The sequence below is a fragment of the Streptomyces sp. NPDC001617 genome, from assembly GCF_053596855.1.
In genome coordinates, this window is sequence record NZ_JBSFHA010000023.1 from 30,666 (window position 1) to 56,196 (window position 25,531).

Genomic DNA, 25,531 nt, shown 5'->3' on the forward strand with positions numbered 1-25,531 from the left:
CCGTTCTACACCGCAGACCTAATACACACTATTTCGGACACGCCGCCCTGCCGTCCGCGCGGCTGTCCCGGTTGAGGGTGTCGCGTATTATCGCCCCACTTGCCGCGTTTCGGGACCGGTACAGCTTACGTTGTACAACGCAGCGAGGATCGCTGGGGTGTCCTGCACATCACAACAACACACCGATTGGCGTCAAGATTCCTTGGCCCAAACCGAGTTGACGTTTCCTTTGCAGACGCGGGGCCCCGCCGCGAAGGTTGCGGCGGGGCCCTGCCAAGCGTCCTGGCCTGTGCGTCCAGGCCCGGGTGGACTACTTGCCCGTGAACTTCTCGTACTCCTTGAGGACCTCTTCGGTAGGCCCGTCCATGCGGAGCTCGCCGCGTTCCAGCCACAGGACGCGATCGCAGGTGTCACGGATCGACTTGTTGTTGTGACTGACGAGAAACACCGTGCCGGCCTCCTTGCGCAGCTCCCGGATGCGTTCCTCGGAGCGCTTCTGGAACTTGCGGTCACCGGTGGCGAGGGCCTCGTCGATCATCAGGACGTCATGGTCCTTGGCGGCGGCGATGGAGAACCGCAGCCGGGCCGCCATGCCCGAGGAGTAGGTGCGCATCGGCAGGGTGATGAAGTCGCCCTTCTCGTTGATGCCGGAGAAGTCGACGATCGACTGGTAGCGCTCCCTGACCTGCTCGCGGGACATACCCATGGCGAGTCCGCCCAGGATGACGTTCCGCTCGCCCGTCAGATCGTTCATCAGGGCAGCGTTCACGCCCAGGAGGGAGGGCTGGCCGTTGGTGTAGACCTTGCCGCTCTCGGCGGGCAGCAGACCGGCGATGGCACGCAGCAGGGTCGACTTGCCGGAGCCGTTGGAGCCGATCAGGCCGACGGCCTCGCCGCGATAGGCGACGAAGGAGACGCCCTTGACGGCGTGCACCTTGCGCACCCCACGCTCCTCGCCGCGTTTGACGATGCGGCTGAGGGCGGCGGTGGCGCTGCCCTTGCCGGTCTTCGCGCCGTGCACGCGGTAGACGATGTGCAGCTCGTCGGCGATGACGGTGGGGATCAGCTCCCCGGGGTTCAGCTCAGCCACGGCCGTACCGCTCCTCTGCCTTCCAGAAGTACACGAAGCCACCGACGAAGACGACGACGGACCAGAACAGTGCGAGGGCCCACACGTGCGGGGGCAGGTTCGAGGCGCCGTAGCCGTCGATGAGCGCGAAGCGCATCAGGTCCATGAAGATGGCCGCCGGGTTCACCTGCATCACGCGGATGAACGTCTCGGAGCGGCCGGCCAGCATGTGGTTGATCGAGAACATGACGCCGGACATGTACATCCAGGTGCGCAGGATGAACGGCATCAGCTGGGCGAGGTCCGGTGTCTTGGCGCCCATCCGGGCCACGACCAGCGCGAGCCCGGTGTTGAAGAGGAACTGCAGCGCGAGGATCGGCAGGATCAGCAGCCAGGACAGGCCGGGATAGCTGCCGAAGCCGATCACGATGATGAACAGCACGATCATCGAGAAGAGCAGCTGCTGGAGCTGCTGCAGCGCGAAGGAGATGGGCAGCGAGGCGCGCGGGAAGTGCAGGGCGCGCACCAGGCCGAGGTTGCCGGAGATCGCGCGCACGCCCGTCATGATCGAGCTCTGTGTGAAGGTGAACACGAACACGCCCGTGACCAGGAACGGGATGTAGACGTCCTGCGACATGCCCCGGCTGGCGTGCAGGATGACACCGAAGATGAAGTAGTACACACCGGCGTTCAGCAACGGCGTGGCCACCTGCCACAGCTGGCCGAGCTTGGCCTGGCTGTACTGAGCCGTCAGCTTCGCCTGTGAGAAGGCGAGGATGAAGTGACGCCGGTCCCAGAGCTGGCGGACGTACTCGACGAGGGAGGGCCGGGCGCCGCTGACGGTCAGCCCGTACTTGATGGCGAGCTGCGCCACCGTCATGCCCTCGTCGGGCGACACGGCCGCGCTCAGCGCGACCCCGCCGTCGTGTGTTGTCTCACTCACTGGTGGAAACCTTCGTCTTCGAGATGCGCAGCCTGTGCGGGCATCGCATGAACCTGGGGCCCTGGTGGGGCCTGTTGCTCACAGGAACGAGCTTGTCAGATCACAGGGGGTCGGCCCAGTCGGGTCAGCCGCCACACCGTACGCCACCTCATGGGCCTGCGGGGCCCGCACGGAGTGGTCCAGCCTTCCCGGAAACCGCCGAACCACGCCTTCAGGGCGGGCCGGGAGGGGCGGCGGAGGAGGGTGAGCAGCATCCATACCCCGAGGTAGACCGGGACGAGGAGCGCGGGGAGGTTGCGGCGGGCCAGCCAGACGCGGTTGCGGGCGACCATGCGGTGGTAGACCGCGTGCCGCGAGGGCGCGGTGGTCGGGTGGAACAGCACCATGTCGGATCGGTAGTCGATCATCCAGCCCGCGTCGAGGGCCCGCCATGCCAGGTCGGTTTCCTCGTGGGCGTAGAAGAACTCGTCCGGCAGGCCGCCGACCTCGGCGAAGACCTGGGTGCGTACGGCGTTGGCGCCGCCGAGGAAGGTGGTGACCCGGGAGGAGCGCATCGGATCGGCGGCGCGCAGGCGCGGGACGTGCCGGCGCTGGGTGACGCCCGTGTCGGGGTCGGCGATGCGGAAGCTGATGATGCCGAGCTCGGGGTCGGCCGCGAAGGCCTGGCGGCACAGCTCGGCGGTGTCGTGGCCCGCGAGGAGGCCGTCGTCGTCGAGGAACATCAAGATGTCGACGTCACGACCACTGGGGCCGAAGGCCTCCGTGCCGACGTTGCGGCCGCCGGGGATGCCGAGGTTCTCGGGCAGCTCGATCGTCCGGACACCCTCGGGGACGTCCGGGACGGGCGAGCCGTTGCCGACCACGACCACTTCGACATGGTCGCCGTCCTGCTTGGCGACCGAGTCGAGCAGGGCGCGGAGCTCGTCGGGGCGGTTGCCCATGGTGATGATCACCGCGCCGACCTTCATGCCCCTCACTTCAGCCTGCTGGAGGCGAGGATGGACACGAGGTGGAGCAGGGTCTGCAGCAGAGCGATGCCGGCCAGTACGGCGACGCCGAGCCGGGAGAAGAACAGGTCGCCGCGGGCCTGGTCCGCTATCGCCAGGACCAGGATCAGCAGGGACGCCTCGATGCCGAGGATCAGCCGGTGGAACTTGAGCATCGCGGCGGCCTTGCGGGCCAGCGCCATGCCGGAGGAGCGCATCTCGGCGGCGGCCTCCTGCACCGGGGGCTTCCCGGCCTGGTGCCGGGCGACGCCGACCAGGTCGGTCTCGGCCTTGATCAGGATCGCGCCGAGCGCGGCGAGGGTGCCGAGGAAGGCCCACAGCCAGTCGATACGACCGCTGCCCCACAGGTCGGCGGCGCGCAGCCCGAAGCCGACGAGGACGGCGGCGTCGGTGAGGTAGGCACCGACCCGGTCGAGGTAGACGCCGTTGAGCGAGTACTGCTTCTTCCAGCGCGCGATCTCGCCGTCGACGCAGTCCAGCAGCAGGTACATCTGGACGCAGACCACGCCGAGCACGGCGCCCGGGATGCCCGGCACGAGCAGTGCCGGGGCCGCGAGCACACCGAAGACGGTCATCAGGTACGTGAGCTGGTTGGGCGTGACCCTGGTGTTCACCAGGTAGCGGTCGACCCGCAGGGACACCTCACGCATGTAGAGGCGTCCCATCCAGTGCTCACCGCTGCGCCGGTCCTTCACCCCCGCGGGGTGGACGACCGGACGGAGTTCAGCTACCGATGGCCTTGACATAGTCGGCGTAGATGTCCTTGATCTGGTTGGGCTTGAGGTCGAGGTGTTCGAGGATCGTGTAGCGGCCGGGCCGGGTCTCCGGGGCGAACTCCACGGCGCGGACGAACTCGTCCACCGTGAAGCCGATCTCCTCCGGCAGCACCGGAAGCCCGTGCCTGCGCAGCACCTCGGCCATGTAGGCCGACTCCTCGTGGGCGCCGCGCAGGTACATCGCGAAGGCCGCGCCCAGGCCGCACTGCTCGCCGTGGCTCGCGGCGCGCTTGGGGTAGAGCAGGTCGAAGGCGTGGTTGATCTCGTGGCAGGAGCCCGAGGCGGGACGCGAGTCGCCGGAGATCGACATCGCGACGCCGGTGAGGACCAGCGCCTCGGCGAGCACCTGGAGGAAGTCGTTGTCCCCGATGCCACCCGGGTGCCGCAGCACCGCCTCGCCCGCCTGACGGGCCATGGCGGAGGCGAGACCGTCGATCTTCTCGCCGGTGACGCGGTTGGAGAGCTCCCAGTCCGCGATCGAGTTGATGTTGGAGATCGCGTCGCCGATGCCCGCCCGCACGAACCGCGCCGGTGCCTCACGGATGACGTCCAGGTCGATGACGACGGCGATCGGGTTCGGCACGCCGTACGAGCCGCGGCCCGCATCGTTGTCGAGGGTGGCGACCGGCGAGCACAGGCCGTCGTGCGCGAGGTTCGTCGGTACGGCGACCAGGGGCAGGCCGACGCGCGCCGCGGCGAACTTGGCACAGTCGATGATCTTGCCTCCGCCGAGGCCCACGACCGCGTCGTAGTGGCCGGCCTTTATGTCGCCGGCCAGCCGTACGGCGTCGTCGAGGGTGCCGCCGCCGACCTCGTACCAGGTGGCGCCGGGCAGCGTCGGTTCCAGCCGCGCCCGCAGCCGGGCGCCGGAGCCGCCGCTGACGGCGACGGCGAGCCGGCCCGAGGTCGAGATGCGCTCGTCGGCGAGCACACCCGCGAGGTCGTCGAGGGCACCCGGGCGGATGTCCACGACGAGCGGCGAGGGAATCAGCCGGGTCAGTACTGGCATGCGATCTCCCGTCCCCGGGCGAGATCGTCGTGGTTGTCGATCTCGACCCAGTCGACGTCACCGATCGGCGCCACGTCGATACGGAAGCCGCGGTTCACGAGCTCCTGGTACCCGTGCTCGTAGAACTGCTGCGGGTCGGTCTCCCAGACCGTCTTCAGAGCGTCGGCCAGTTCGGGGGCGGCGTCGCCCTCGATCAGCGTCACGCCGATGTACTCGCCGGTCGCCTCGGCGGGGTCCATCAGCTTGGTGATCTTCGTCATGCCCCGCTCGGGGTCGACGACGACCTTCATCTCCTCGTCGGCGAGGTTCTTCACCGTGTCCAGGGCCAGGATGATCCGCCTGCCCTCGCCACGCGCGGCGAGCAGCGTCTTCTCGACGGAGACCGGGTGCACGGTGTCGCCGTTGGCGAGGATCACGCCGTCCTTGAGGGCGTCACGGCCGCACCACAGGGAGTAGGCGTTGTTCCACTCCTCGGCCTTGTCGTTGTCGATGAGGGTGAGCTCGAGGCCGTACTTCTGCTCCAGGGCGGCCTTGCGCTCGTACACGGCCTCCTTGCGGTAGCCGACGATGATCGCGACCTCGGTCAGCCCGATCTCGGCGAAGTTGCCGAGGGTCAGGTCGAGCACCGTGATCGAGTCCTCTATGCCCGCGGGCCCCACCGGCACCAGCGCCTTGGGAAGGCTGTCGGTGTAGGGGCGCAGACGCCGTCCGGCGCCGGCCGCCAGCACGAGGCCGATCATGCGGGTTCTCCTTCGTCGTGTACGGCGGGGGCCCCGGAGGACACCCAGAAGCGGATGCTCTCGACGAGCACCACCAGGGCGACGGCCACGGCGAGGACCGTGAGCGCGACCTTGAACTGCGAAGCGGTGAGCGCGGCGGCCAGGACGGTGACGAGCAGCGTCCGTCCTTCGTGCCCCCCGATGGCGCGCACCAGCCAGGCCGGGGGCGCTCCGGCGTTGCCGCGGATGCGGTACACCGTGTCGTAGTGATGGTAGGCGACGGCCGCCACCAGGCCGAAAGCCGCAGGAAGGGCTCCGTTCACGTCCGCTGTGGCCGCCAGTACCAGGACGGTGCCGTATTCGGCGGCGCGGAAGAGGGGCGGGACCAGCCAGTCGAGAGCGCCCTTCAGTGGGCGGCGCAGGGCCTGACCTGCGGTGTTCGCGTACACCAAGGCACCCGCCACGGGGGCCCAGGTCACGCCGGAGAACAGGGACACGGCGAGAACGACCGTGCCCGCGAGCGCGATCGGGAACGGACCGCCGAGCTGCCTGGGGGCCACACGGCCCAGGAAGGAGGCGAGCGGGCCGTTGTCCGCGAGATCCGACAGCGCCTGCGCCGCCCGGTCCGTGCGCCGCGCCTTCCGCGTCAGCGAGCGCAGCACGCGCCCCGCGGTCGTGTAAGTCGCCGCGAACGCACAGCCGATGAGGAGCACGGAGAAGGTGATACGAGGCGTCGTCACCGCCGTGAGAACGGCGATCATCGCCCACCGCTCACCGATCGGCAGCACGATCATCCGCCGTACCCAGACAGTCCAGCCGACGCTGTCCAGCTTGCCCGAAAGGGCCGCCGTGGGGCTGGTGTTGGCGGTCGCGTCGTGGTTGGCCTCGTTGAAGGAGAAGTCGACGACGTGCCGGCAGGTCTGCAGGATCATCGCGCCGAGGGCCAACGCCCATACGTCGTCGCCGCCTCGGGCCGCTCCCAGCGCCAACCCCGCGTAGTAGGCGTACTCCTTGGCGCGGTCGAAGGTCGCGTCGAGCCAGGCGCCGAGCGTGGAGTACTGCAGGGAGTAGCGGGCCAACTGGCCGTCGGTGCAGTCCAGTACGAAGGACGCGAGGAGCAGCACGCCGGCCGCGACGAAGCCGATCCGCGTGCCGGTGGCCGCGCAGCCCGCCGCGATGAGGGCGGTGAGCAGCGAGGCGGTGGTGACCTGGTTGGGGGTCAGGCCGCGGCGGGCGCACCAGCGGGCGATGTAGCGGGAGTAGGGGCTGATGAAGAACGTGGTGAAGAAGCCGTCGCGGGACTTCACCGCGGACTTGAGGCGTATGGCCTCGTCGTCGACGTTCGCGACGGCCTGCCGTGCCTCGTTGCGGGCCTGCGGGTCGGCCGGGACGGCGGCGACCAGGCTGCCGAGCTCGGGACGGTGGACGTCGGCGCCGTCGTCGTCGAGGGCGGTGACGACGCGGTCGGGGAGGCTGTCGACGGCGACCGCCGTACCGCCGCCGGTGGAGTTCTCGCGGGCCAGCGCGCGGGTGATCGCCGCCCGGCCGCCGGGCTGCGCGGTGACGGCGCCGGGAATCGCGGCGAGCGCGAAGCGGGGGTCGGTCACACCGAGCCGCAGCGCGTGCACGTGACCGACGAAGCGGGCGTCGACCAGGGCGACCCGAACGTCACAGGGCGCCTCGGCGACCAGCCGCTCGGCGTCGGCGGCGTCGGCGGCGATCCGTACGTCGAAGCCGAGGGACCGCAGATCGCCCTCGATCGACGATCCGGGGACCGGCTGACCGGTGAGGATGGCGGTCGACAACCGAACTCACTCCCTGGGTGCCGACGCGTGGACGCCGGTCATGTGCGCGATGGGGGCGCCCCTTGGCTGCACCAGGCGGGCGGCATGTCGGCAGAGGCTATCGGATGCCCGGAGAGCACCGTTCACCGCCCGTTCATGAGCCGATCAACGCTGTCTCCACTGGCCTTTGCCGCGATCATCATCGGTGATGCGGGGTCCCGGCCACAAACCGCGCCGCCCAGATCAGGCATCCGGGACATTGGGGATCGCCGCGTGGCGTCGACATAGGGTGGGCGTCCATGACATGGCTGATCACAGGCGGAGCGGGATACATCGGGGCCCATGTGGCGCGGGCCATGACGGACGCCGGGGAGCGGGTCGTGGCACTGGACGACCTCTCGGCCGGCTTCCCCGCGCGACTGCCGGCGGACGTTCCGCTCGTCGAGGGCTCGTCGCTCGACGGCGGCCTGCTGAAGCGGGTGTTCGCCGAGCACGAGGTGACGGGCGTCGTCCATCTCGCCGCGCGCAAGCAGGTCGCGGAGTCCGTGGCGCAGCCCACGCGTTACTACCGGGAGAACGTCGGCGGGCTGGCGACGCTGCTGGAGGCGGTGGCGGAGGCCGGGATCGGGAAGTTCCTCTTCTCCTCGTCGGCGGCCGTGTACGGCAACCCGGACGTGGACCTGATCACCGAGGCCACCGCGTGCGCGCCGGTGAACCCGTACGGCGAGACCAAACTCGTCGGCGAGTGGCTCGTGCGGGCGGCCGGCAAGGCGCACGGCATCTCGACGGTGTGCCTGCGCTACTTCAACGTGGCGGGCGCGGCGGCGCCGGAGCTGGCGGACACCGGCGTCTTCAACATCGTCCCGATGGTCTTCGACCGGCTCACCCGTGACGAGGCCCCGCGGATCTTCGGCGACGACTATCCGACGCCGGACGGCACCTGCATCCGCGACTACATCCATGTCGCCGACCTCGCGGAGGCACATCTGGCGGCGGCACGCAGGCTGAACGCGGGCGCGGGCGGCGATCTGACGGTCAACATCGGGCGGGGCGAGGGCGTCCCCGTACGGGAACTGATCACGATCGTCGGCGAGGTGACCGGGGACCGTCGCACGCCGGTCGTCGAGGGCCGCCGGGCCGGCGATGCGCCACTGTCGGTGGCCTCCGCCGCACGGGCCGCCGAGGAGCTCGGCTGGACCGCCCGGCGCGGGGTGCGGGAGATGGTGGAGTCGGCCTGGCAAGGGTGGCTGCTGCACCACGGGAAGTGAAGTTAGGATGCCCTGACCTGCTGTTTGTTTACGCAGGTCAGAGCATATGACAACGGTGTTCAGTGCCGCGTTGCCACATGCCCCCCACCCGTAGTTCACTGTGATCCCGGGCGGAACACAGGAGGGCGGCCGGCATGGGTGCTGGACACGATCACGGACACGGGCACTCGCACGCTCCGCCCACCGGCACGGCGGCAGCGGCGTACCGCGGCAGACTGCGCGTGGCACTGTCGATCACGCTCGGCGTCATGGTGGTCGAGATCGTCGGCGGTCTGCTGGCGGACTCGCTCGCGCTGATCGCGGACGCGGCCCACATGGCGACGGACGCGCTCGGGCTGGGCATGGCGCTGTTCGCCATCCACTTCGCCAACCGCCCCGCGACCGGCAACCGCACCTTCGGGTACGCCCGCGCCGAGATCCTCGCCGCGCTGGCCAACTGTCTGCTGCTGCTCGGGGTCGGCGGATACGTCCTGTACGAGGCGATCCAGCGGTTCGTCACGCCGACCGACACCGAGGGCGGGCTGACCATCGTGTTCGGTGGGATCGGTCTGGTCGCGAACATGGTCTCGCTGACGCTGCTGGTGCGCGGTCAGCGGGAGAGCCTGAACGTGCGCGGGGCCTTCCTGGAGGTGGCGGCGGACGCGCTCGGCTCGCTCGCGGTGATCGTCTCCGCGCTGGTGATCCTCGCCACGGGCTGGCAGGCGGCCGACCCGATCGCCTCGCTGGTGATCGGCCTGATGATCGTGCCGCGCACCTGGAAGCTGCTCCGCGAGACCCTGGACGTGCTGCTGGAGTCGGCCCCGAGGAACGTCGAGATGGCGGACGTACGGGCCCACATCCTGGCCCTCGACGGCGTCCAGGACGTGCACGACCTGCACGCCTGGACGATCACCTCCGGTCTGCCGGTGCTGTCCGCGCACGTGGTCGTGCGCTCCGACGTGCTGAGTGCCATCGGTCACGAGAAGCTGCTGCACGAGCTCCAGGAGTGCCTGGGCGACCACTTCGACGTGGAGCACTGCACCTTCCAGCTGGAACCGAGCGGGCATGCGGAACACGAGGCGAAGTTGTGCCATTGAGGCAGGTGGGGCGGTTCATGGCCGGAATGCAGCCATCCACCGCGCTCCTGCGTCGTTAAGCCTCACAGCCCGCCCCGGACGGTTCCCCGCCGACCGCACAGGGCACGATCAACCACTGGGCCCCTGTCAGGACATGCGGGCGTGCCGTGGAGTGCCGGGAGTGCCGGTTTCGTACGGCAGACTTGGGGCGCGAAGACCGAGGCGAAGGATGGGTATGCCGATCACACCTGCCACCGCGACGCACACTCCGTCGAACGGCACCGCAGACGCGATTTTGCTGGAACTGGTCGACGAGGACGGCGTCACGATCGGCACCGCGGAGAAGCTCGCCGCCCACCAGCCGCCGGGGCAGCTGCACCGCGCCTTCTCCGTCTTCCTCTTCGACGAGCACGGCCGCCTGCTGCTGCAGCAGCGCGCGCTGGGCAAGTACCACTCCCCCGGGGTCTGGTCCAACACCTGCTGCGGCCACCCCTACCCCGGCGAGGCGCCCTTCGCGGCGGCGGCCCGGCGCACGTACGAGGAGCTGGGCGTCTCCCCCTCCCTGCTCGCCGAGGCGGGGACGGTCCGCTACAACCACCCCGACCCGGCCTCCGGCCTGGTCGAGCAGGAGTACAACCACCTGTTCGTCGGGTTGGTGCAGGCCCCGCTGCGGCCGGACCCGGAGGAGGTGGGCGCGACGGCTTACGTCACCCCCGCCGAGCTGGCCGAGCGGCACGGGAAGGACACGTTCTCGTCCTGGTTCATGACCGTGCTGGACGCGGCGCGCCCCGCGGTCAGGGAGCTGACCGGCCCGTCCGCCGACTGGTGACCGTCAGAGCACGCGCACGGGTTTGAGCGGCAGGGCGGCCCAGATCACCTTGCCGCCGCTCGCGGTGTGCTCGACATCGCACACCCCGCCCGCCTCCCGGGCGACCTCGGTGACGAGCAGCAGCCCCCGGCCGCCCTCGCCACCGTGGTCGGCCTCCAGGGCGGTCGGGCGGTAGGGGTGGTTGTCCTCGACGGACACCCGCACCCACTCGGCTCCGACGGCGACCTCCACGGCGAGCATCGGCGACAGCAGCGCCGCGTGTTTGACGGCGTTCGTGGCCAGCTCCGAGACGATCAGCAGCAGCCCGTGGACCAGGTCGTCGGAGACCGGCACGCCCTGGCGGTGGAGCAGGTCCCGTACGGCGTGTCGCGCCTGCGGGACCGAGGCGTCCACGGCGGGAGCGGTGAACCGCCAGACACCTTCGTACGGCAGCGGATCCGGCGGCCTCGGTTCGTGGGGCTCCTCCGCGCCGCCCTCTGGGCGCGAGCCTGACCCGCGCCCATGGTTGTCCATCGTCCGGTCGCCACCCTTGCGCTCGATTGTCACCACACGTCGAGTGTTGGGAACGACCCACACCCCGCCGGAGAACTGAACAGAAGTCAGCGGGTATCGAGCGTTAATGACCGTTGGCGTATGACACGGTCAGTTGTGGGACTGCTCTTGTCCCACTTGAGCCGACTACGCGAACTATTCGTGTTGTACGGGTTTGGCGGCGACCAGGACGATGCCGTGAACCCCTTCTTGATCGTACGTCGTGCGGTGCGGCTAGCATCCGGCCCATGGAGCCCCAGCTGCTGCACACGGTCACCGACTCGGTCGCCACCGTCGTCATCCACCACCCGGCCAAGCGCAACGCCATGACGGCCGCGATGTGGGCGACCCTGCCTCCGCTGCTCGACGAACTCGCGGCCGACCCGGGTGTACGGGCGCTGGTGCTGGCCGGGGAGGGCGGGACGTTCTGCGCCGGGGCCGACATCTCCACGCTGCGAGGAAATCCGGAGGAGGCGCAGGGGCTCGCGGTGCGGGCCGAGGAGGCGCTGGCCGCCTTCCCCAAGCCGACGCTGGCCGCGATCCGGGGCCACTGCGTGGGCGGCGGATCGCAGCTGGCGGCGGCCTGCGATCTGCGGTTCACCGAGGAGGGGGCGTTGTTCGGGGTGACGCCGGCGAAGCTGGGGATCGTCTATCCGGCGTCCTCCACACGGCGGTTGGTGTCCCTGGTGGGTCCGGCCGCCGCCAAGTACCTGCTGTTCTCGGGCGAGTTGATCGACACGGAACGCGCGCTGCGCACCGGGCTGGTGGACGAGGTACTGCCCGAGGGCGAACTCGCCAAGCGCGTCGTCGAGTTCAGCCGCATCCTGGTGTCCCGCTCGCAGCTCACCCAGGCCGCGGCGAAGGAGTTCGCCAACGGGCGGACCGACCGGGACACGTACTGGACGGAACAGATGCGCGGCAGCGACGACACCCCGGAGGGCGTCGCCGCGTTCCTGGAGCGCCGCCGGCCGCGCTTCACGTGGACTACGCCAGGGTGAACCGGCTGTTCGTGCGGAACTCCTCGACGAGATGTGCGGGCGCCTTGTGCGGAGAGCCGGCGTCGTACGGGGGTTGGGGGTCGTACTCGGTCAACAGCTGGACGGCCTGGGCGTGTTCGTCGCCCGCGATCCTGCCGACCAGTGTCAGACCCATGTCGATGCCGGAGGAGACACCGGCGGCGGTGAGGTACTTCCCGTCGGTCACGACGCGGTCGCCGGTCGGCTCGGCGCCGTACTGCTTCAGGAAGTCGAGAGTCAGCCAGTGCGAGGTGGCACGGCGGCCCTCCAGGAGCCCGGCGGCGGCGAGCAGCAGGGAGCCCGAGCAGACCGAGGTCGTCCAGGTGGTGGTCGGGTCGACGGCCCGGAGCCAGTCCAGGAGGGCCCGGTTCTCGATCTGGGTGAAGGTCCCGGGTCCGCCTGCCACGACGACGATGTCGGGGTGCTCCACCTCGCCCAGTGCCTTGTCCGCCGTGACGGCGAGGAATCCGGTGTCGGTGCGCACGGGTCCCGCCTCTTCGGCGACGAAGTCGACGCGGACGTCCGGAAGGCGGCTCAGCGCCTCGTAGGGCCCCACGACGTCGAGGGCGGTGAAGCGGTCGTAGACGACCATGGCGATCTGCATCGGCTTCCTTTCAACGAGTGGGTGCGGGGCGGAACCGGCGCCGGTACTCGGCGGGCGCCGCACCGAGCGTCTTCACGAAGGCGCGGCGCATCGCCTCCGGGGTGCCGTAGCCGCAGGTGCGGGAGATCTCCTCGACGCCGTCGGCGGTGTCCTCCAGGAGGCGCCTGGCGTGTTCGAGGCGGACGCGGTCGACGTAGCGGCCCGGGGTCATGCCGGTCTCGGTCTGGAAGGCGCGGGCGAAGTGGCGGGGTGACAGGCTCGCGCGGGCGGCCAGGGACTCCACGCTGAGGTCCTCTCCCGGGTGTTCGGTGATCCACTGCTGGACCTCGCGCAGGGGCTCCCGCTGAGCCGTCTGGGCGGCGAGCTGGGCGCTGAACTGCGCCTGGTTCCCGGGTCGGCGCAGGAAGACGACCAAGTGACGGGCGATGGCCAACGCCGCCTCACGGCCCAGGTCCTCCTCGACCAGGGCGAGCGCGAGGTCGATGCCCGAGGTGACGCCGGCCGAGGTGGAGACCTTGCCGTCCCGCACATAGATGGGGTCGGGGTCGATCTCCACGGCCGGGTGGTCGCGGGCCAGCTTGTCGCAGTACGCCCAGTGGGTCGTGGCCCGGCGGCCGTCCAGCAGCCCGGCCTCCGCGAGCAGGATCGCGCCGGTGCAGACGGAGACCAGACGCTCCGCGCGCGGGCCGTGCTCGCGCAACCAGGCGACCAGACGGGGGTCTCGGCACCCAGGACGCGTTCCCCGGCCTCCCGGCACCAGCAGCAGGTGCGGGTCGGACGCGTCCGCCAGGGACTCGTCCGGTACGAGCGTCAGGCCGCTGGAGGTGCGGACGGGGGCGCCGTCCAGGGAGGCCGTACGGATGCGGTAGGTGCCCGGGGTGTGCAGTTCGGCGCCCGCGAGGACCTCCACCGGGCCGGTGACATCGAGGCTCTGCACGTCGTCGAAGAGAACGACCAGAACGGTTCGCATGTCTTCGATTCTTGGCGGGCCGACCCGATGGCCGCAATGACGAGCACCCCACCTTTCCTGCCATACGGTGCCCGCCTCGGACCCCATACCAAGCAGTCGGTAACCTCCTCGGCATGAGTACTGCCACCATCGATCCGCGCGCCGGCCGCCGCTGCCACGGCTTCCTCAACCCGCTGCACGCGACGCTCTACTTCTCGCCCGACCTGGAGCGGGAACTGGGCGCTCTCGGCATCACGCACCCCAGGGCCGTCAACTTCGCCGTGCGGGCGGCGGCGATGGGGCCGGTCGGACCGGGGACGGTGACGGCGACGTTCTACAACTACAAGTACGAGCTCGTGGCCCGGCACGTCCCCGCGGTGTGGTCGGCCGCCTCCCCGGAGCAGGTGCTGGACGCACGCGCGCGTGCCGCCGACGCGACCCTGCGGCGGCTGCTGGGCGAGAAGGCCGTGGCGTCGGAGGAGATGGCGGAGGCCGCCCGGCTCGCGCTGCGGGCCACCGAGGCGTGCAGCCGTGCCGCGCGGCCGCTGTACTCGGCGCACGCCGATCTCCCGGTGCCCGAGGAGCCGCACCTGGCCTGCTTCCACGCCGCGACGCTGCTGCGCGAGCACCGGGGCGACGGGCACCTCGCCGTCCTGGTGTCGGCGGAGCTGGACGGACTGGAGGCCGTCGTGACCCACACCGCGACCGGGAAGGGCACGAGGCCCAAGTGGGTCCTGAAGTCGCGCGGTTGGAGCCAGGAGGACTGGGACGCGGCCGTCGGGCGGCTGCGGGAACGCGGGCTGCTGGACGCGGACGGCGAGCTGACCGAGCGGGGCGTCGCGCTGCGGGCGGAGATCGAGGCGGAGACGGACCGGCTGGACCGGGCGCCGTACGAGCATCTGGGCGCGGCGGGGGTCGCACGGCTGACGGAGCTGGGGGCGGCGTTCGCAGGGGCCGCAATGGCGGCGGGGGGCTTCCCGGCCGATCTGATCGGCAAGCGCTGACCCGCTCCGGGGCCGCGGCCGGCTCGGCACCGCCGGGACACACCGTCGTGGCTCAGGCCGTCGCGGCGGATCGAAGCACCGAACCGGCCACATGCGAACCGTGACCGCGCCCTGATCCCCGACTGTCGGTGCCACCTGCCACAATTGCGGCGCAACCTCAGTGAGAAGGCGGTACGGGATCGTGACGACACCCGGGTCTCTGGCAGCAGGGTCCATCGAAGGCAGGATCGCCGAGGAGCTCGGCGTACGGGAGCGGCAGGTCAAGGCTGCCGTGGAGCTGCTCGACGGCGGTTCGACGGTGCCCTTCATCGCCCGCTACCGCAAGGAAGCGACCGAGATGCTCGACGACGCGCAGCTGCGCACGCTCGAGGAGCGGCTGCGCTATCTGCGGGAGCTGGAGGAGCGGCGCACCGCGATCCTCGACTCGGTGCGCGAGCAGGGCAAGCTCACCGCGGAGCTGGAGGCGCAGATCCGGGGTGCCGAGACCAAGGCGCGCCTGGAGGACATCTACCTGCCGTACAAGCCCAAGCGGCGCACCAAGGCGCAGATCGCGCGTGAGGCGGGCCTGGAGCCGCTCGCCGAGGGGCTGCTGGTCGATCCGACGGTCGAGCCGCTCGCCGCAGCCGCCGCGTTCGTCGACGCCGACAAGGGCGTGGCCGATCCGCAGGCGGCCCTGGACGGCGCCCGGGCGATCCTGACCGAGCGGTTCTCGGAGGACGCCGACCTCATCGGCGAGGTGCGCGAGCGCATGTGGGTGCGCGGGCGGCTGGCCGCCAAGGTGCGGGACGGCAAGGAGGAGGCGGGCGCCAAGTTCGCCGACTACTTCGACTTCGCCGAGCCGTTCACCGCGCTGCCCTCGCACCGCGTCCTCGCGATGCTGCGCGGCGAGAAGGAGGAGGTCCTCGACCTCGTCCTGGAGCCCGAGGAGCCGACGGACGGGCCCTCGTCGTACGAGGCGATCGTCGCCTCCAGGTTCGGGATCGGCGACCGCGGCCGGGCGGCCGACAAGTGGCTGATCGACACGGTGCGTTGGGCCTGGCGCACCCGCATCCTGGTGCACCTCGGCATCGATCTGCGCCTGAGGCTGCGTACGGCCGCCGAGGACGAGGCCGTCCAGGTCTTCGCCGCCAACCTCCGCGACCTGCTCCTCGCCGCCCCGGCCGGCACGCGCGCGACGCTGGGCCTGGACCCCGGCTTCCGTACGGGCGTGAAGGTCGCCGTCATCGACGCCACCGGCAAGGTGGTGGCCACGGACGTCATCTACCCGCACGTCCCGGCCAACAAGTGGGACGAGGCGATCGCCAAGCTGGCCCGGCTGTCCAAGGAGCACGCGGTCGAGCTGGTCGCGATCGGCAACGGCACGGCGTCCCGCGAGACCGACAAGCTCGCCGGTGAACTCATCACCAAGCACCCTGAGTTGCAGCTCACCAAGGTGATGGTGTCCGAGGCCGGCGCGTCCGTGTACTCGGCGTCCGCCTTCGCCTCGCAGGAGCTGCCCGACATGGACGTGTCGCTGCGCGGCGCCGTGTCGATCGCCCGCCGGCTCCAGGACCCCCTTGCGGAGCTGGTGAAGATCGACCCCAAGTCGATCGGTGTCGGCCAGTACCAGCACGACCTGTCCGAGGTGAAGCTGTCACGCTCGCTGGACGCGGTGGTGGAGGACTGTGTGAACGGCGTGGGTGTGGACGTCAACACGGCCTCGGCTCCGCTGCTCGCCCGGGTCTCCGGCATCACCTCCGGGCTGGCGGAGAACATCGTGGCGCACCGGGACGCCAACGGGCCGTTCAAGTCCCGTACGCAGCTGAAGAACGTGGCACGGCTCGGCCCCAAGGCCTACGAGCAGTGCGCGGGATTCCTCCGCATCCGCGGCGGCGACGACCCGCTGGACGCGTCCAGCGTGCACCCCGAGGCGTATCCCGTCGTGCGCCGGATGGTGAAGACGTCCGGCCAGGAAGTCGCCTCCCTCATCGGCAACACGAGCGTGCTGCGCTCGCTGAAGCCGAACGACTTCGTGGACGAGACGTTCGGTCTGCCGACCGTCTCCGACATCCTCAAGGAGCTGGAGAAGCCGGGGCGCGACCCCCGGCCCGCCTTCAAGACGGCCACCTTCAAGGAGGGCGTCGAGAAGATCTCCGACCTGACCTCAGGGATGGTGCTGGAGGGCGTCGTGACGAACGTGGCCGCCTTCGGGGCGTTCATCGACGTCGGTGTCCACCAGGACGGTCTGGCGCACGTCTCCGCGCTGTCGAAGACGTTCGTCAAGGACCCGCGGGATGTCGTGAAGCCCGGGGACATCGTCAAGGTGAAGGTGCTCGACGTCGACATTCCGCGGAAGCGGATCTCGCTGACCCTGCGGCTCGACGACGAGGCGGCGCCGCAGGGCCAGCAGGGGGGCGGCGGTGAGCGGCGGCAGCGGGGTGGGCGGCCGCCCCAGCAGCGGCAGCAAGGTCGCGGCGCCGGCGGTGGCGGGGCTCGTCAGGCGGCGGCGCCTGCCAACAGTGCGATGGCCGATGCTCTGCGCAAGGCGGGGTTGCTCAATCCCAAGAACGGCAAGCGCTGAGGTAGTCGGGGAACTGCGGGGCCGTTGTGGCCGGTCGCGCCCGCGCGGCGGAGCCGCATATCGGACACGGCCCCGCGCCCCCATCGGGGCGCCTCAGTGGCCCTCGTTCATTCGGGCTCGGTTCTCGGCGAGTAGCTCCTGGACTCGGCGTTCGACCTCCGTCGGGTCGACGTTGAGGGCTCGGCCCATGTGGATCGCCCAGACCTCCGAGCGGACGTTGGTCTCGAAGTCGAGGTCGGCTCGGACGTTCTCGCGGGCGGCCTGGCGGTTCTGGCTCACCATGACGAAGGTGGAGAGGAAGATCGCCTCCAGGCTGACGATCATGGTGAGCAGGCCGAAGGGGTACGGGTCCCAGACCGCCCCCTTGCCGAACACGCCCTCGTTGCACACGATCCACACCGCGAACCAGAGGGCGTGCAGATACACGAACGCCATGGTTCCGGCGAAGGCGGTGATCGCGTCCGCGATGCGGTCCTGGGTGCCGCGCATGCGGGCGAACACGTCCTGTTCGTGCGTGATCTTCACCGCCGGCCGTTTCGCCGTGCTGCCCATGGCCCCTCCCTGCCCGTGTCGAACTTCTAGCGTTCGGTGACCTTGCCCGCCGACACTTCCAGCCGGCGGGTGACATGGACCGCGTCCAGCATGCGGCGGTCGTGGGTGACGAGTAGGAGGGTGCCCTCGTACGCGTCGAGAGCGGACTCCAACTGCTCGATGGCCGGCAGGTCGAGGTGGTTGGTCGGCTCGTCGAGGACCAGGAGGTTGACGCCTCGGCCCTGGAGGAGGGCCAGGGCGGCCCTCGTGCGTTCGCCCGGGGACAGGCTCGTCGCCGGGCGTAGGACGTGGTCCGATTTCAGGCCGAACTTGGCCAGGAGAGTGCGGACCTCGACCGGTTCCGTGTCGGGGACGGCCGCGGAGAACGCGTCCAGCAGGTTCTCCGTGCCGTGGAACAGCTTGCGGGCCTGGTCGACCTCGCCGATCAGGACGCCGGACCCCAGGGTCGCGTGTCCCGCGTCCAGCGGGACACGGCCCAACAGGGCACCGAGCAGGGTCGACTTGCCCGCGCCGTTCGCGCCGGTCACCGCGACGCGGTCCGCCCAGTCGATCTGGAGGGAGACCGGGCCGAAGCTGAAGTCGCCGCGGCGGACCTCCGCGTCGCGCAGGGTGGCCACGACGGCGCCCGAACGGGAGGCCGACGCGATCTCCATGCGCAGTTCCCACTCCTTGCGGGGCTCCTCGACGACATCCAGGCGCTCGATCATGCGCTGGGTCTGACGGGCCTTCGCGGCCTGCTTCTCGCTGGCCTCGCTGCGGAACTTGCGGCCGATCTTGTCGTTGTCGTTGTTCGCCTTGCGCCGCGCGTTCTTGACGCCCTTGTCCATCCACGAGCGCTGCATCTGGGCGCGGTCCTGGAGGGCCGCCTTCTTGTCGGCGTACTCCTCGAAGTCGTCCCGGGCGTGCCGGCGGGCGACCTCGCGCTCCTCCAGGTAGGCCTCGTACCCGCCGCCGTAGAGGGTGATCTGCTGCTGGGCGAGGTCGAGTTCGAGGACTTTGGTGACCGTGCGGGTGAGGAACTCGCGGTCGTGGCTGACGACGACGGTGCCGGCGCGAAGGCCGGACACAAAGCGTTCGAGGCGTTCCAGGCCGTCCAGGTCGAGGTCGTTGGTCGGCTCGTCGAGGAGGAAGACGTCGTAGCGGGAGAGGAGGAGGGAGGCGAGGCCGGCGCGGGCCGCCTGGCCGCCGGACAGGGAGGTCATCGGCTGGTCCAGGTCGACGGCGAGGCCGAGGGAGTCGGTGACCTCCTCGGCCCGTTCCTCCAGGTCGGCGCCGCCCAGGTCGAGCCAGCGCTCCAGGCTCGTCGCGTAGGCGTCGTCGGCGCCCGGTGCGCCGTCGACCAGGGCCTGGGTCGCCTCGTCCATCACGCGCTGGGCCTCGGCGACGCCGGTGCGGCGGGCCAGGAACTCCCGGACGGTCTCGCCGGGGCGGCGCTCCGGCTCCTGCGGGAGGTGTCCGACGGTGGCCGTGGGCGGGGAGAGCCGCAAGTCGCCCTCGTCCGGCGCGAGGAGCCCCGCGAGCATCTTCAGCAGCGTGGACTTGCCCGCACCGTTGGCACCGACCAGCCCGATCACCTCTCCGGGCGCGACGACGAGGTCGAGCCCGGAGAAGAGAGAGCGGTCGCCGTGCCCGGCGGCGAGGTTCTTGGCGACGAGGGTGGCAGTCATCAGGGGCTGATCCTAGCCGCCGTGGAACTCGCCGCTCAGCGGGCCATCGCCTCCACCAGCACGCTCCCCGACGTCCGTGCCACCACGAAGGACTCCCCCTTCACCGCCTTCGCGTCCAAGGGGATGCGGTGGCGGCCCGGTTCGAGGACTCCGTCGAAGACCTCGTGGGCGTGGGTGCGGTAGAGGCGGTCGAGGCGGTACGCGGTGAGGCGGACCCGGCAGGGGGAGGTGATCTCCACGCCCGCCTCGCCGTCGGCGGCCACCAGGCGGGTCAGCCTGCGCCGTTCCTCGGGGCTGCGGTCCAGGGCGTGTTCGATCTGGGCGACCAGGAGGGGGACTATCGGGGCCAGACCGTCCACGTACGCCACCTCGACGCCGGCCTGCTCGAAGGCGCGGCGTACGGCGGCACGTTCTTCCGGGGTGACCGCACGGCCGAAGGCGACCGCGCCGTAGCCGCGCAGTTCGTCGGCGTGGACGTCGTTCGCGTCGTGGGCGATGTCGGCGCCGATGCCGATGATGCGCAGGGCGGCGGCGAGCTTGGCGAGCAGGGCGACGCGGGCGCCGATGAGGAGGACGCGGCGGCGCCGGCCGGGCGACTCGCCGTCGAGGAGGGCGGCCAGCGCGTCACGGTACTCGGTGCCGTGGAAACGGAACGGCCCTATGCCGTGGTAGCCGTTGAGCTCCAGGTCGGCGTGGTCGTCGGTCTGCCAGGCGAAGTCCCGCCAGATGTAGTCCGCGCCGTCCCGCTCGATGACCGCGGTCACGGCGCCGCACGCCAGGTCGGCGCACTCGGGGCAGCCGTAGATGACATAACGGCCGTCGGGAAGCGGGGGCTCCGCCTCCACCAGCAGACCGCGGACCTGTTCGGTGAAGATCGCGGGCGGGATGTCGGAGGCCAGGGGGGAGACGGCGTCGAGGTCGGAGAGCTGGAACAGCAGCGGGCGCCCGTCGACGATGAAGTCCACGAAGTCCCGGTGTACCTGGAAGTCACCGTTGGCGAGGACGCCACCGGCACGCATCGCCGGTGCCAGGCCGAAGGTCGCGTACTCGGCAGACATGCTGTGAGTATTCCCGGCGAGAAGGCGTTCTGAGCACGGCATGGGACATTCCGCTACGGGCGGGGTACGGAGAGCGGCTCGAACAACGATGTCATCGTCGTCGGGGACGGCGTGATCGGCCCGACCTGCGTACGCATGGTCGAAGGCGCAAGGGGCGAGACCGGCTTGGACCACGAGGTGCCGTGTCTCGGGCGGCCGGGCTCGCTTGCCCGGCCGCCCGGGACGCCGGCGTCCTCTTCGAGGCGCCGGTGACTGTCCGGTGGATCAGGGAACGCGGTGCGTGCCCTTCAGGTCACGTACCCCCTGCAGGGTCGTGGCCGAGGGAGCGGTGGACGCCGTGCCCGAGGTGGCCCTCGCGAACGCCGCCGCGCCGCCGACCAGCGGGACGCGGGCCGAGGTGCGGGACAGGTCCAGGGTGAGCGTCGGCTTGTCGGCCGGCGGGTCGATGAGGTCCCTGTCGGTGCCCGCGACGATCAGGGCGAGGCGGTGGCCGGCCGGGACGACGTGGTCGGTGGCCGCGAGGTCCAGGGTGATGGTGTAGGCCTTGCCCGGGGTGAGCGGGACGCCCTTGAGGTCGGAGGCGTAGTTGCCGAGGTCGGCCCAACCGCGGCTGAACACCGTGTAGTCCACGTCGGCCTTCTTGGCCTGGGTGTTCTTGAAGCAGGCGCTGTCGCCCGAGGTGCTCGCGCCCCAGCAGCTGCGGTCGGTGAGGGTGGTGATGCCCTCGCCGCCGTCGGCGTAGTCGCGGATGGTGTCGGGGCCGAGGTCGACCAGGACGGCGGAGAGGTGGGCCGTGGGGGTGGTCGGGGTCGCGGTGATCGTGACCTTGGAGGAGCCCGACAGGCGCAGGTCGTGGGTGAGGGCCTTGGTGACGAAGCCGGCCTTCTCGGGGGTCGACACATCGATCTTCGCGGCCCAGTCGGTCTCGCTCAGCTGCGGGTCGTCGGTGAAGGTCTCGGTGCCGTCACGCCTGGTCAGGCCGAGGGCGCCTACTCCCGCCCGGGTGCCGGTGGCCGGGCGCAGGGTCGTGGTGGCCGTACCGCGCGGGGGCCAGGTCGTCGAGGTGACCCACTGGTCGGGGTGGCGCTCGATGTCGGCCATGGGCTGACGGTCGATCCCGTTGTCGTAGCCGAGGAGTGCGTGGTCGAACCAGCGGTGCAGGGTGTCGACCCAGGCGCCGCGCCGGTAGTCGAAGGGGTCGACGTGGCCGGTCTGGGAGAGCCAGATCTTGCGCTCGACGCCGTTCTTGGCGAGGGCGTCCCACCACTGGCCGAAGTGCTTGGTTCGGACGTTGAGGTCCTGCATGCCGTGCACGAGGAAGACGCTGGCCCGCACCTTGCTCGCGTCCTTGACGTAGTCGCGTTGGGTCCAGAAGGGCGTCCAGTCGCCGGTGCGCGGAGCCCCGTCGACGATCTTCTGCTGGACGGCGGCGCACTTGGCCTGGGCGTCGGGGCTGTCGACGTAGTTGGAGAGCCAGTCGGGGCCGGAGTCGTAGAGCGGGGCGCCCTTGGCGAAGTAGTAGTCGTACCAGGAGGAGATGGCGCTGATCGGGACGACGGTCCTGAGGCCCTTGACGCCGGTGGCGGCCACGCCGTTGGCGATGGTGCCGTCCCAGCTCTTGCCGATCATGCCGGTCCTGCCGTTGGTCCAACTCGCCTTGGCCTGCGTGCTTCCGGTGCGGGTCGTGTACGCCTTGGCGCGTCCGTTCAGCCAGTCGACGACGGCCTTCGCGGACTGGATGTCGGAGCGGCCGCCGACGTCGACGCAGCCGTCGGAGCGGTTGGTGCCGGCGAGGTCGACGCCGACGAAGGCGTAGCCGCGCGGGACGAAGTAGTTGTCGTAGAAGAGCGGCATCTGGACGACGTCGCCGCTGGCGTCGTACGTCTTCAGCTGGCTCTCGTTGCCGCGGCCGCAGCAGGAGTAGTAGGGGCTGGCGTCCATGATCACGGGTATCTTGCGGCCCTGTTGGGCGGGTTCGCGGGGCCGGACGATGTCGGCGGCGACGCGGTCGGTCTTTCCGTCACCGTCCCCGTCGAGTCCGGTGTCCACCCATACGGCCTCGCGGATGGCGTTGGCGTAGGAGTAGACGGGTCTGCTCTCCCGCGTCGTCTGCGGGGCGGCGTGGGCGGCGACCGGGCTCATGAAGGCTGCCATGAGAACGGCGACAACCGCCGTCGCGAGCGGTCTCCAGGTCGTGAAGCGCATGCGTATCGGCATGCGCCGGACGCTACATCGGTCAACTCCCGTACAGAAGAGGGGAGTAGACGGCCAGGTGGGGCACCCGTGGCCGAATGAGCACCCCAGGGCGAGGGGGCTCATGACGGCCGAATGGCGATCGTGTGACACGCGGGGCCATGGACAGGCCCGTGATCACAGGGACTGAATAGGCTCCGCACAGACGAACAGACCTCGTGCCCCTACCACTTGGAGCTTTCGTGCACCGCAGAATCATCGCGCCTGGCGCACTCGCCGCGGCGTCCCTGATGCTCGCGATCCCGGCGTCGGCCGCGAGCCACTCCCCCGGCGCTCCGGGCATCGGCGACCCCTACTACCCGTACTACGGCAACGGCGGCTACGACGTCTCCCACTACGACCTGCGTCTCCAATACCAGCCTGCCACCGACGAGTTGGAGGGTACGGCGACCATCCTCGCGCAGACCACGCAGGATCTGTCCAGCTTCGACCTGGACTTCCTGCTGGACGTGAGCGAGGTGCGGGTCAACGGGGCGAAGGCCACTTTCGCGAGCTCGGGCCAGCACGAGCTGGTCGTCACGCCGAAGACACCGCTGTCCAAGGGGACGCCGATCACCGTGGTCGTCCGCTACAGCGGGGTGCCGTCGACGAAGAGCGCGTACGGCTTCAACACGTGGCACCGCACGCCGGACGGGGCCGTCGCGGCCGACGAGCCCGAGGCGGCCTGGTGGTGGTTCCCGAGCAACGACCACCCGCTCGACAAGGCGACGTACGACGTGTCGGTGGCGGTGCCGGACGGTACCCAGGTCATCTCCAACGGGCTGTTGCAGTCGACCGGTTCGAAGCTGGGCTGGACCCGGTACAACTGGCGGGAGAACAAGCCGCAGGCGACGTATCTGGCCACCCTGGCGGTCGGCAAGTTCGACATCACCACGAGTACGTCCGACGGGGGCGTACCGGTCGTCAACGCCTACAGCAAGGATCTGGGCGACAACGACGGGGCCGCGCGGGCGAGTGTCGAGCGGACCGGGGAGCTCGTCGACTGGCTGAGCGGGTACTTCGGGCCGTATCCGTTCAGTTCGGCGGGCGGGTATGTGCCGAACACGACGACCGGGTACGCGTTGGAGACGCAGACCCGGGTGTACTACAGCCCCAAGCAGTTCGCCAACGGGTCCAACACCTCTGTGGTGGTACATGAGTTGGCGCATCAGTGGTACGGCGACAGTGTGTCGCTCAAGGGGTGGAAGGACATCTGGATCAACGAGGGCTTCGCTCGGTATGCGCAGTGGTTGTGGTCGGAGCACGAGGGTGAGGGAACGGCTCAGGAGCTCGCCGACTATGTGTACGACTCGCATCCGGCCGACGACGCGTTCTGGACGGTGAAGCCTGGAGATCCCGGTCCGGACGACCAGTTCGACATCGCCGTGTACGACCGGGGGGCGTTGGCTGTGCAGGCCTTGCGGAATGCGGTGGGGGACGATGCGTTCTTCGCCATTCTGAAGGGGTGGCCTCAGGAGCATGCGTACGGCAATGCTTCTGTCGCCGACTTCGAGGCCTATGCCGAGAAGGTGTCGGGGAAGTCGTTGGGCTCGTTGTTCGATGCGTGGTTGTTCCAGCCGACGAAGCCTGCGGCGCGTTCGGCGGCGGTCGCCAAGGTGTCGGGGGGTGCTGTGCAGCCGAAGTCCTGGAAGAAGATCGAAGCGACCAACGACGTGCACTAGGCAATTGCCTCCGAGGAAGCGGCGTTACTCGGCCGCCTCCTGATCAGCGACCGTGGCCAGGAGTTCCCTGCGGCCTATCGCGGCCGTCTCCGTGGACGGGACCGTACATGCGTATGCGCCGGCCACTGCCCCGTACTGCGCGCAGCGTTGGGGGATCTCTCGGTTCAGCCAGCCCAAGAGGAAGGCCGCCGCGAAAGCGTCGCCCGCGCCGTTGGAGTCGATCACCGGGGCGGGTGGGGCGGTGGGTGGCATGTGGGTGAGTTCGTCGTCGGTCAGGAGGTAGGCGCCCTTGGCGCCGGCCGTGGCCACGACCACCTCTGCCCGGCCCCGGTCGGCGATGCGGCGCATCGTGCGCTCGGGGTCGGGCAGGGCGGTGGTGGAGAGGAAGACGACGTCCGCCGCGTACGCGAAAGGCTCGTGGTACGGGTTCCGGCCGTCCCAGTCGTGCAGGTCGGTGGAGATCGTCGCGCCCGACTCATGCAGGAGGGGCAGGGTGTGGGCGCAGGGCTGGGTGATGGTGACGTGGACGTGACGGCTCGCCTCGGCCAGCGGCCGGACGGTGTCCTCCGGGAAGCGGTCGTCGGGGTGGGATCGGCTCGTGTCGTACAGGGACAGGCGACGGCCGTCGGGGCCCACGAGGTTGACGGCGCGCTTGGTGCCCGCCGGCTGCGGAACCGCGGTGAGCGGGATGCCTCGCTCCCTGTGCAGGGCGCGGACCAGGTCGCCTTCCGGGTCGTCGCCGAGCAGGTCGAGGTGGTGGACGCGGAGGCCGAGCGCGTCGAGGCCGAGGGCGATGAAGTCGCCGGTCTGGCCGGCACGGGTGCGGATACCGCGGTCGATCATGTAGCTGTCGGCGTAGGGCAGGGGCAGCTCCGGGACGTGGACGATGATGTCCACACCGGCGCCGCCCAGCACGAGAACGTCCGTGTCGCGGTTCACCTCGCGTCCTCTCCGTGGTCGTGGACGGTGACGCTGATACCGCGCTTCACCAGCCGCTCGGCGATCAGCGGTTCGACGCGGGACCATTCGCCCGCGGCCAGAGGGCACCCTATCCGGGGCGGGACGCTCCGCTGGGTGAGGCGAGGTCTTCTCGCCGTTGATCGTCCCAACCGTGGGTGTGCGCGCACACAGCCCCGCGCCCCCTTGGGGCGGCTGTCTGACCGCGTGGCGGCGTAGGCGATACCACTGACAGTGGCCGGGTTTCGCACTACTGGTGT

General features: G+C 70.2%; 22 protein-coding genes. 7 read left to right on the plus strand and 15 right to left on the minus strand.

Annotated features, from left to right (window positions below):
* Positions 1-310: 310 nt before the first annotated feature.
* The 7 genes from ACWC09_RS19315 to ACWC09_RS19345 form a co-directional block, all read right to left on the minus strand.
* The gene (locus ACWC09_RS19315; RefSeq protein ID WP_450851753.1) at positions 311-1,090 is read right to left on the minus strand and encodes an ABC transporter ATP-binding protein; all 780 of its coding nucleotides are present in this window, start codon (positions 1,088-1,090) and stop codon (positions 311-313) included.
* On the minus strand, positions 1,083-2,012 hold the full coding sequence (locus tag ACWC09_RS19320) for an ABC transporter permease (protein WP_450851754.1): 930 nt from the start codon (positions 2,010-2,012) through the stop codon (positions 1,083-1,085). Before ACWC09_RS19320 ends, ACWC09_RS19315 begins: the two co-directional genes overlap by 8 nt.
* Before the next feature lie 95 nt (positions 2,013-2,107).
* A complete protein-coding gene (locus ACWC09_RS19325; RefSeq protein ID WP_450851755.1) occupies positions 2,108-2,980 on the minus strand; it encodes a glycosyltransferase family 2 protein in 873 nt (290 codons plus the stop codon).
* 5 nt (positions 2,981-2,985) lie between these two features.
* Positions 2,986-3,765: a CDP-alcohol phosphatidyltransferase family protein gene (locus ACWC09_RS19330; RefSeq protein ID WP_450851756.1), complete on the minus strand. Its 780-nt coding sequence runs from the start codon at positions 3,763-3,765 to the stop codon at positions 2,986-2,988.
* Positions 3,743-4,804: an iron-containing alcohol dehydrogenase family protein gene (locus ACWC09_RS19335; protein ID WP_450851757.1), complete on the minus strand. Its 1,062-nt coding sequence runs from the start codon at positions 4,802-4,804 to the stop codon at positions 3,743-3,745. The genes ACWC09_RS19330 and ACWC09_RS19335 overlap by 23 nt, the downstream gene beginning before the upstream one ends.
* Complete coding sequence (locus ACWC09_RS19340) at positions 4,792-5,544, minus strand: phosphocholine cytidylyltransferase family protein (protein ID WP_450851758.1); 753 nt, start codon at positions 5,542-5,544, stop codon at positions 4,792-4,794. Before ACWC09_RS19340 ends, ACWC09_RS19335 begins: the two co-directional genes overlap by 13 nt.
* Positions 5,541-7,328, minus strand: a complete 1,788-nt coding sequence (locus ACWC09_RS19345) for a DUF5941 domain-containing protein (RefSeq protein WP_450851759.1) — start codon at positions 7,326-7,328, stop codon at positions 5,541-5,543. The genes ACWC09_RS19340 and ACWC09_RS19345 overlap by 4 nt, the downstream gene beginning before the upstream one ends.
* A gap of 278 nt (positions 7,329-7,606) precedes the next feature.
* Between ACWC09_RS19345 and galE the strand changes: the two genes are divergently transcribed.
* The 3 genes from galE (at position 7,607) to idi (ending at position 10,459) form a co-directional block, all read left to right on the plus strand.
* Positions 7,607-8,575, plus strand: a complete 969-nt coding sequence (galE, locus tag ACWC09_RS19350; RefSeq protein WP_450851760.1) for a UDP-glucose 4-epimerase GalE — start codon at positions 7,607-7,609, stop codon at positions 8,573-8,575.
* A gap of 134 nt (positions 8,576-8,709) precedes the next feature.
* Positions 8,710-9,651 carry a cation diffusion facilitator family transporter gene (locus tag ACWC09_RS19355; protein ID WP_450851761.1) on the plus strand — a complete coding sequence of 314 codons (942 nt, stop codon included), beginning with the start codon at positions 8,710-8,712 and terminating at the stop codon, positions 9,649-9,651.
* Between the two features lie 214 nt (positions 9,652-9,865).
* Positions 9,866-10,459 carry an isopentenyl-diphosphate Delta-isomerase gene (gene idi, locus ACWC09_RS19360; protein ID WP_450851762.1) on the plus strand — a complete coding sequence of 198 codons (594 nt, stop codon included), beginning with the start codon at positions 9,866-9,868 and terminating at the stop codon, positions 10,457-10,459.
* 3 nt (positions 10,460-10,462) lie between these two features.
* Here the strand turns inward: idi and ACWC09_RS19365 are convergent, their stop codons facing one another.
* Positions 10,463-10,972, minus strand: a complete 510-nt coding sequence (locus tag ACWC09_RS19365; RefSeq protein WP_450851832.1) for an ATP-binding protein — start codon at positions 10,970-10,972, stop codon at positions 10,463-10,465.
* A 266-nt stretch (positions 10,973-11,238) separates the two neighbouring features.
* Here ACWC09_RS19365 and ACWC09_RS19370 point away from each other — a divergent pair, with 266 nt between their 5' ends.
* Positions 11,239-11,988, plus strand: a complete 750-nt coding sequence (locus tag ACWC09_RS19370) for an enoyl-CoA hydratase/isomerase family protein (protein ID WP_450851763.1) — start codon at positions 11,239-11,241, stop codon at positions 11,986-11,988.
* On the opposite strand, the gene ACWC09_RS19375 is transcribed toward ACWC09_RS19370, so the two are convergent.
* Entirely contained in the window at positions 11,975-12,610 is a 636-nt protein-coding gene (locus ACWC09_RS19375; protein ID WP_450851764.1) for a DJ-1/PfpI family protein, read from the minus strand. The genes ACWC09_RS19370 and ACWC09_RS19375 overlap by 14 nt on opposite strands.
* A 10-nt stretch (positions 12,611-12,620) precedes the next feature.
* Entirely contained in the window at positions 12,621-13,580 is a 960-nt protein-coding gene (locus ACWC09_RS19380) for a GlxA family transcriptional regulator (RefSeq protein WP_450851765.1), read from the minus strand.
* Positions 13,581-13,693: 113 nt separating this feature from the next.
* Between ACWC09_RS19380 and ACWC09_RS19385 the strand changes: the two genes are divergently transcribed.
* Both ACWC09_RS19385 and ACWC09_RS19390 read left to right on the plus strand, forming a co-directional pair.
* Positions 13,694-14,563 (plus strand): SCO6745 family protein, encoded by an 870-nt coding sequence (locus ACWC09_RS19385; protein ID WP_450851766.1) that lies wholly within the window; start codon positions 13,694-13,696, stop codon positions 14,561-14,563.
* A 181-nt stretch (positions 14,564-14,744) separates the two neighbouring features.
* Positions 14,745-17,123 carry a Tex family protein gene (locus ACWC09_RS19390; protein ID WP_450851767.1) on the plus strand — a complete coding sequence of 793 codons (2,379 nt, stop codon included), beginning with the start codon at positions 14,745-14,747 and terminating at the stop codon, positions 17,121-17,123.
* Positions 17,124-17,216: 93 nt separating this feature from the next.
* Here ACWC09_RS19390 and ACWC09_RS19395 read toward each other — a convergent pair whose 3' ends face one another.
* The 4 genes from ACWC09_RS19395 to ACWC09_RS19410 form a co-directional block, all read right to left on the minus strand.
* Positions 17,217-17,675, minus strand: coding sequence for a DUF1003 domain-containing protein (locus ACWC09_RS19395; protein WP_450851768.1), 459 nt, complete (start codon positions 17,673-17,675; stop codon positions 17,217-17,219).
* 26 nt (positions 17,676-17,701) lie between these two features.
* Positions 17,702-19,342: an ABC-F family ATP-binding cassette domain-containing protein gene (locus tag ACWC09_RS19400; RefSeq protein ID WP_450851769.1), complete on the minus strand. Its 1,641-nt coding sequence runs from the start codon at positions 19,340-19,342 to the stop codon at positions 17,702-17,704.
* Between the two features lie 35 nt (positions 19,343-19,377).
* On the minus strand, positions 19,378-20,400 hold the full coding sequence (locus tag ACWC09_RS19405; RefSeq protein WP_450851770.1) for an oxidoreductase: 1,023 nt from the start codon (positions 20,398-20,400) through the stop codon (positions 19,378-19,380).
* 264 nt (positions 20,401-20,664) lie between these two features.
* Positions 20,665-22,617, minus strand: a complete 1,953-nt coding sequence (locus ACWC09_RS19410) for a Xaa-Pro dipeptidyl-peptidase (RefSeq protein ID WP_450851771.1) — start codon at positions 22,615-22,617, stop codon at positions 20,665-20,667.
* Between the two features lie 218 nt (positions 22,618-22,835).
* Here ACWC09_RS19410 and ACWC09_RS19415 point away from each other — a divergent pair, with 218 nt between their 5' ends.
* Positions 22,836-24,314 (plus strand): M1 family metallopeptidase, encoded by a 1,479-nt coding sequence (locus ACWC09_RS19415; RefSeq protein ID WP_450851772.1) that lies wholly within the window; start codon positions 22,836-22,838, stop codon positions 24,312-24,314.
* Positions 24,315-24,338: 24 nt separating this feature from the next.
* Here the strand turns inward: ACWC09_RS19415 and ACWC09_RS19420 are convergent, their stop codons facing one another.
* Positions 24,339-25,253, minus strand: coding sequence for a PfkB family carbohydrate kinase (locus ACWC09_RS19420; protein WP_450851773.1), 915 nt, complete (start codon positions 25,251-25,253; stop codon positions 24,339-24,341).
* Positions 25,254-25,531 lie beyond the last annotated feature (278 nt).

Coding starts and splice junctions, on each gene's coding strand:
- galE (WP_450851760.1), top strand. CDS start 7,607: ATGACATGGCTGATCACAGGCGGAGCGGGATACATCGGGGCCCATGTG.
- idi (WP_450851762.1), top strand. CDS start 9,866: ATGCCGATCACACCTGCCACCGCGACGCACACTCCGTCGAACGGCACC.
- ACWC09_RS19365 (WP_450851832.1), bottom strand. CDS start 10,972: ATGGACAACCATGGGCGCGGGTCAGGCTCGCGCCCAGAGGGCGGCGCG.
- ACWC09_RS19410 (WP_450851771.1), bottom strand. CDS start 22,617: ATGCCGATACGCATGCGCTTCACGACCTGGAGACCGCTCGCGACGGCG.
- ACWC09_RS19330 (WP_450851756.1), bottom strand. CDS start 3,765: ATGTCAAGGCCATCGGTAGCTGAACTCCGTCCGGTCGTCCACCCCGCG.
- ACWC09_RS19395 (WP_450851768.1), bottom strand. CDS start 17,675: ATGGGCAGCACGGCGAAACGGCCGGCGGTGAAGATCACGCACGAACAG.
- ACWC09_RS19355 (WP_450851761.1), top strand. CDS start 8,710: ATGGGTGCTGGACACGATCACGGACACGGGCACTCGCACGCTCCGCCC.
- ACWC09_RS19370 (WP_450851763.1), top strand. CDS start 11,239: ATGGAGCCCCAGCTGCTGCACACGGTCACCGACTCGGTCGCCACCGTC.
- ACWC09_RS19405 (WP_450851770.1), bottom strand. CDS start 20,400: ATGTCTGCCGAGTACGCGACCTTCGGCCTGGCACCGGCGATGCGTGCC.
- ACWC09_RS19380 (WP_450851765.1), bottom strand. CDS start 13,580: ATGCGAACCGTTCTGGTCGTTCTCTTCGACGACGTGCAGAGCCTCGAT.
- ACWC09_RS19340 (WP_450851758.1), bottom strand. CDS start 5,544: ATGATCGGCCTCGTGCTGGCGGCCGGCGCCGGACGGCGTCTGCGCCCC.
- ACWC09_RS19335 (WP_450851757.1), bottom strand. CDS start 4,804: ATGCCAGTACTGACCCGGCTGATTCCCTCGCCGCTCGTCGTGGACATC.
- ACWC09_RS19400 (WP_450851769.1), bottom strand. CDS start 19,342: ATGACTGCCACCCTCGTCGCCAAGAACCTCGCCGCCGGGCACGGCGAC.
- ACWC09_RS19325 (WP_450851755.1), bottom strand. CDS start 2,980: ATGAAGGTCGGCGCGGTGATCATCACCATGGGCAACCGCCCCGACGAG.
- ACWC09_RS19375 (WP_450851764.1), bottom strand. CDS start 12,610: ATGCAGATCGCCATGGTCGTCTACGACCGCTTCACCGCCCTCGACGTC.
- ACWC09_RS19385 (WP_450851766.1), top strand. CDS start 13,694: ATGAGTACTGCCACCATCGATCCGCGCGCCGGCCGCCGCTGCCACGGC.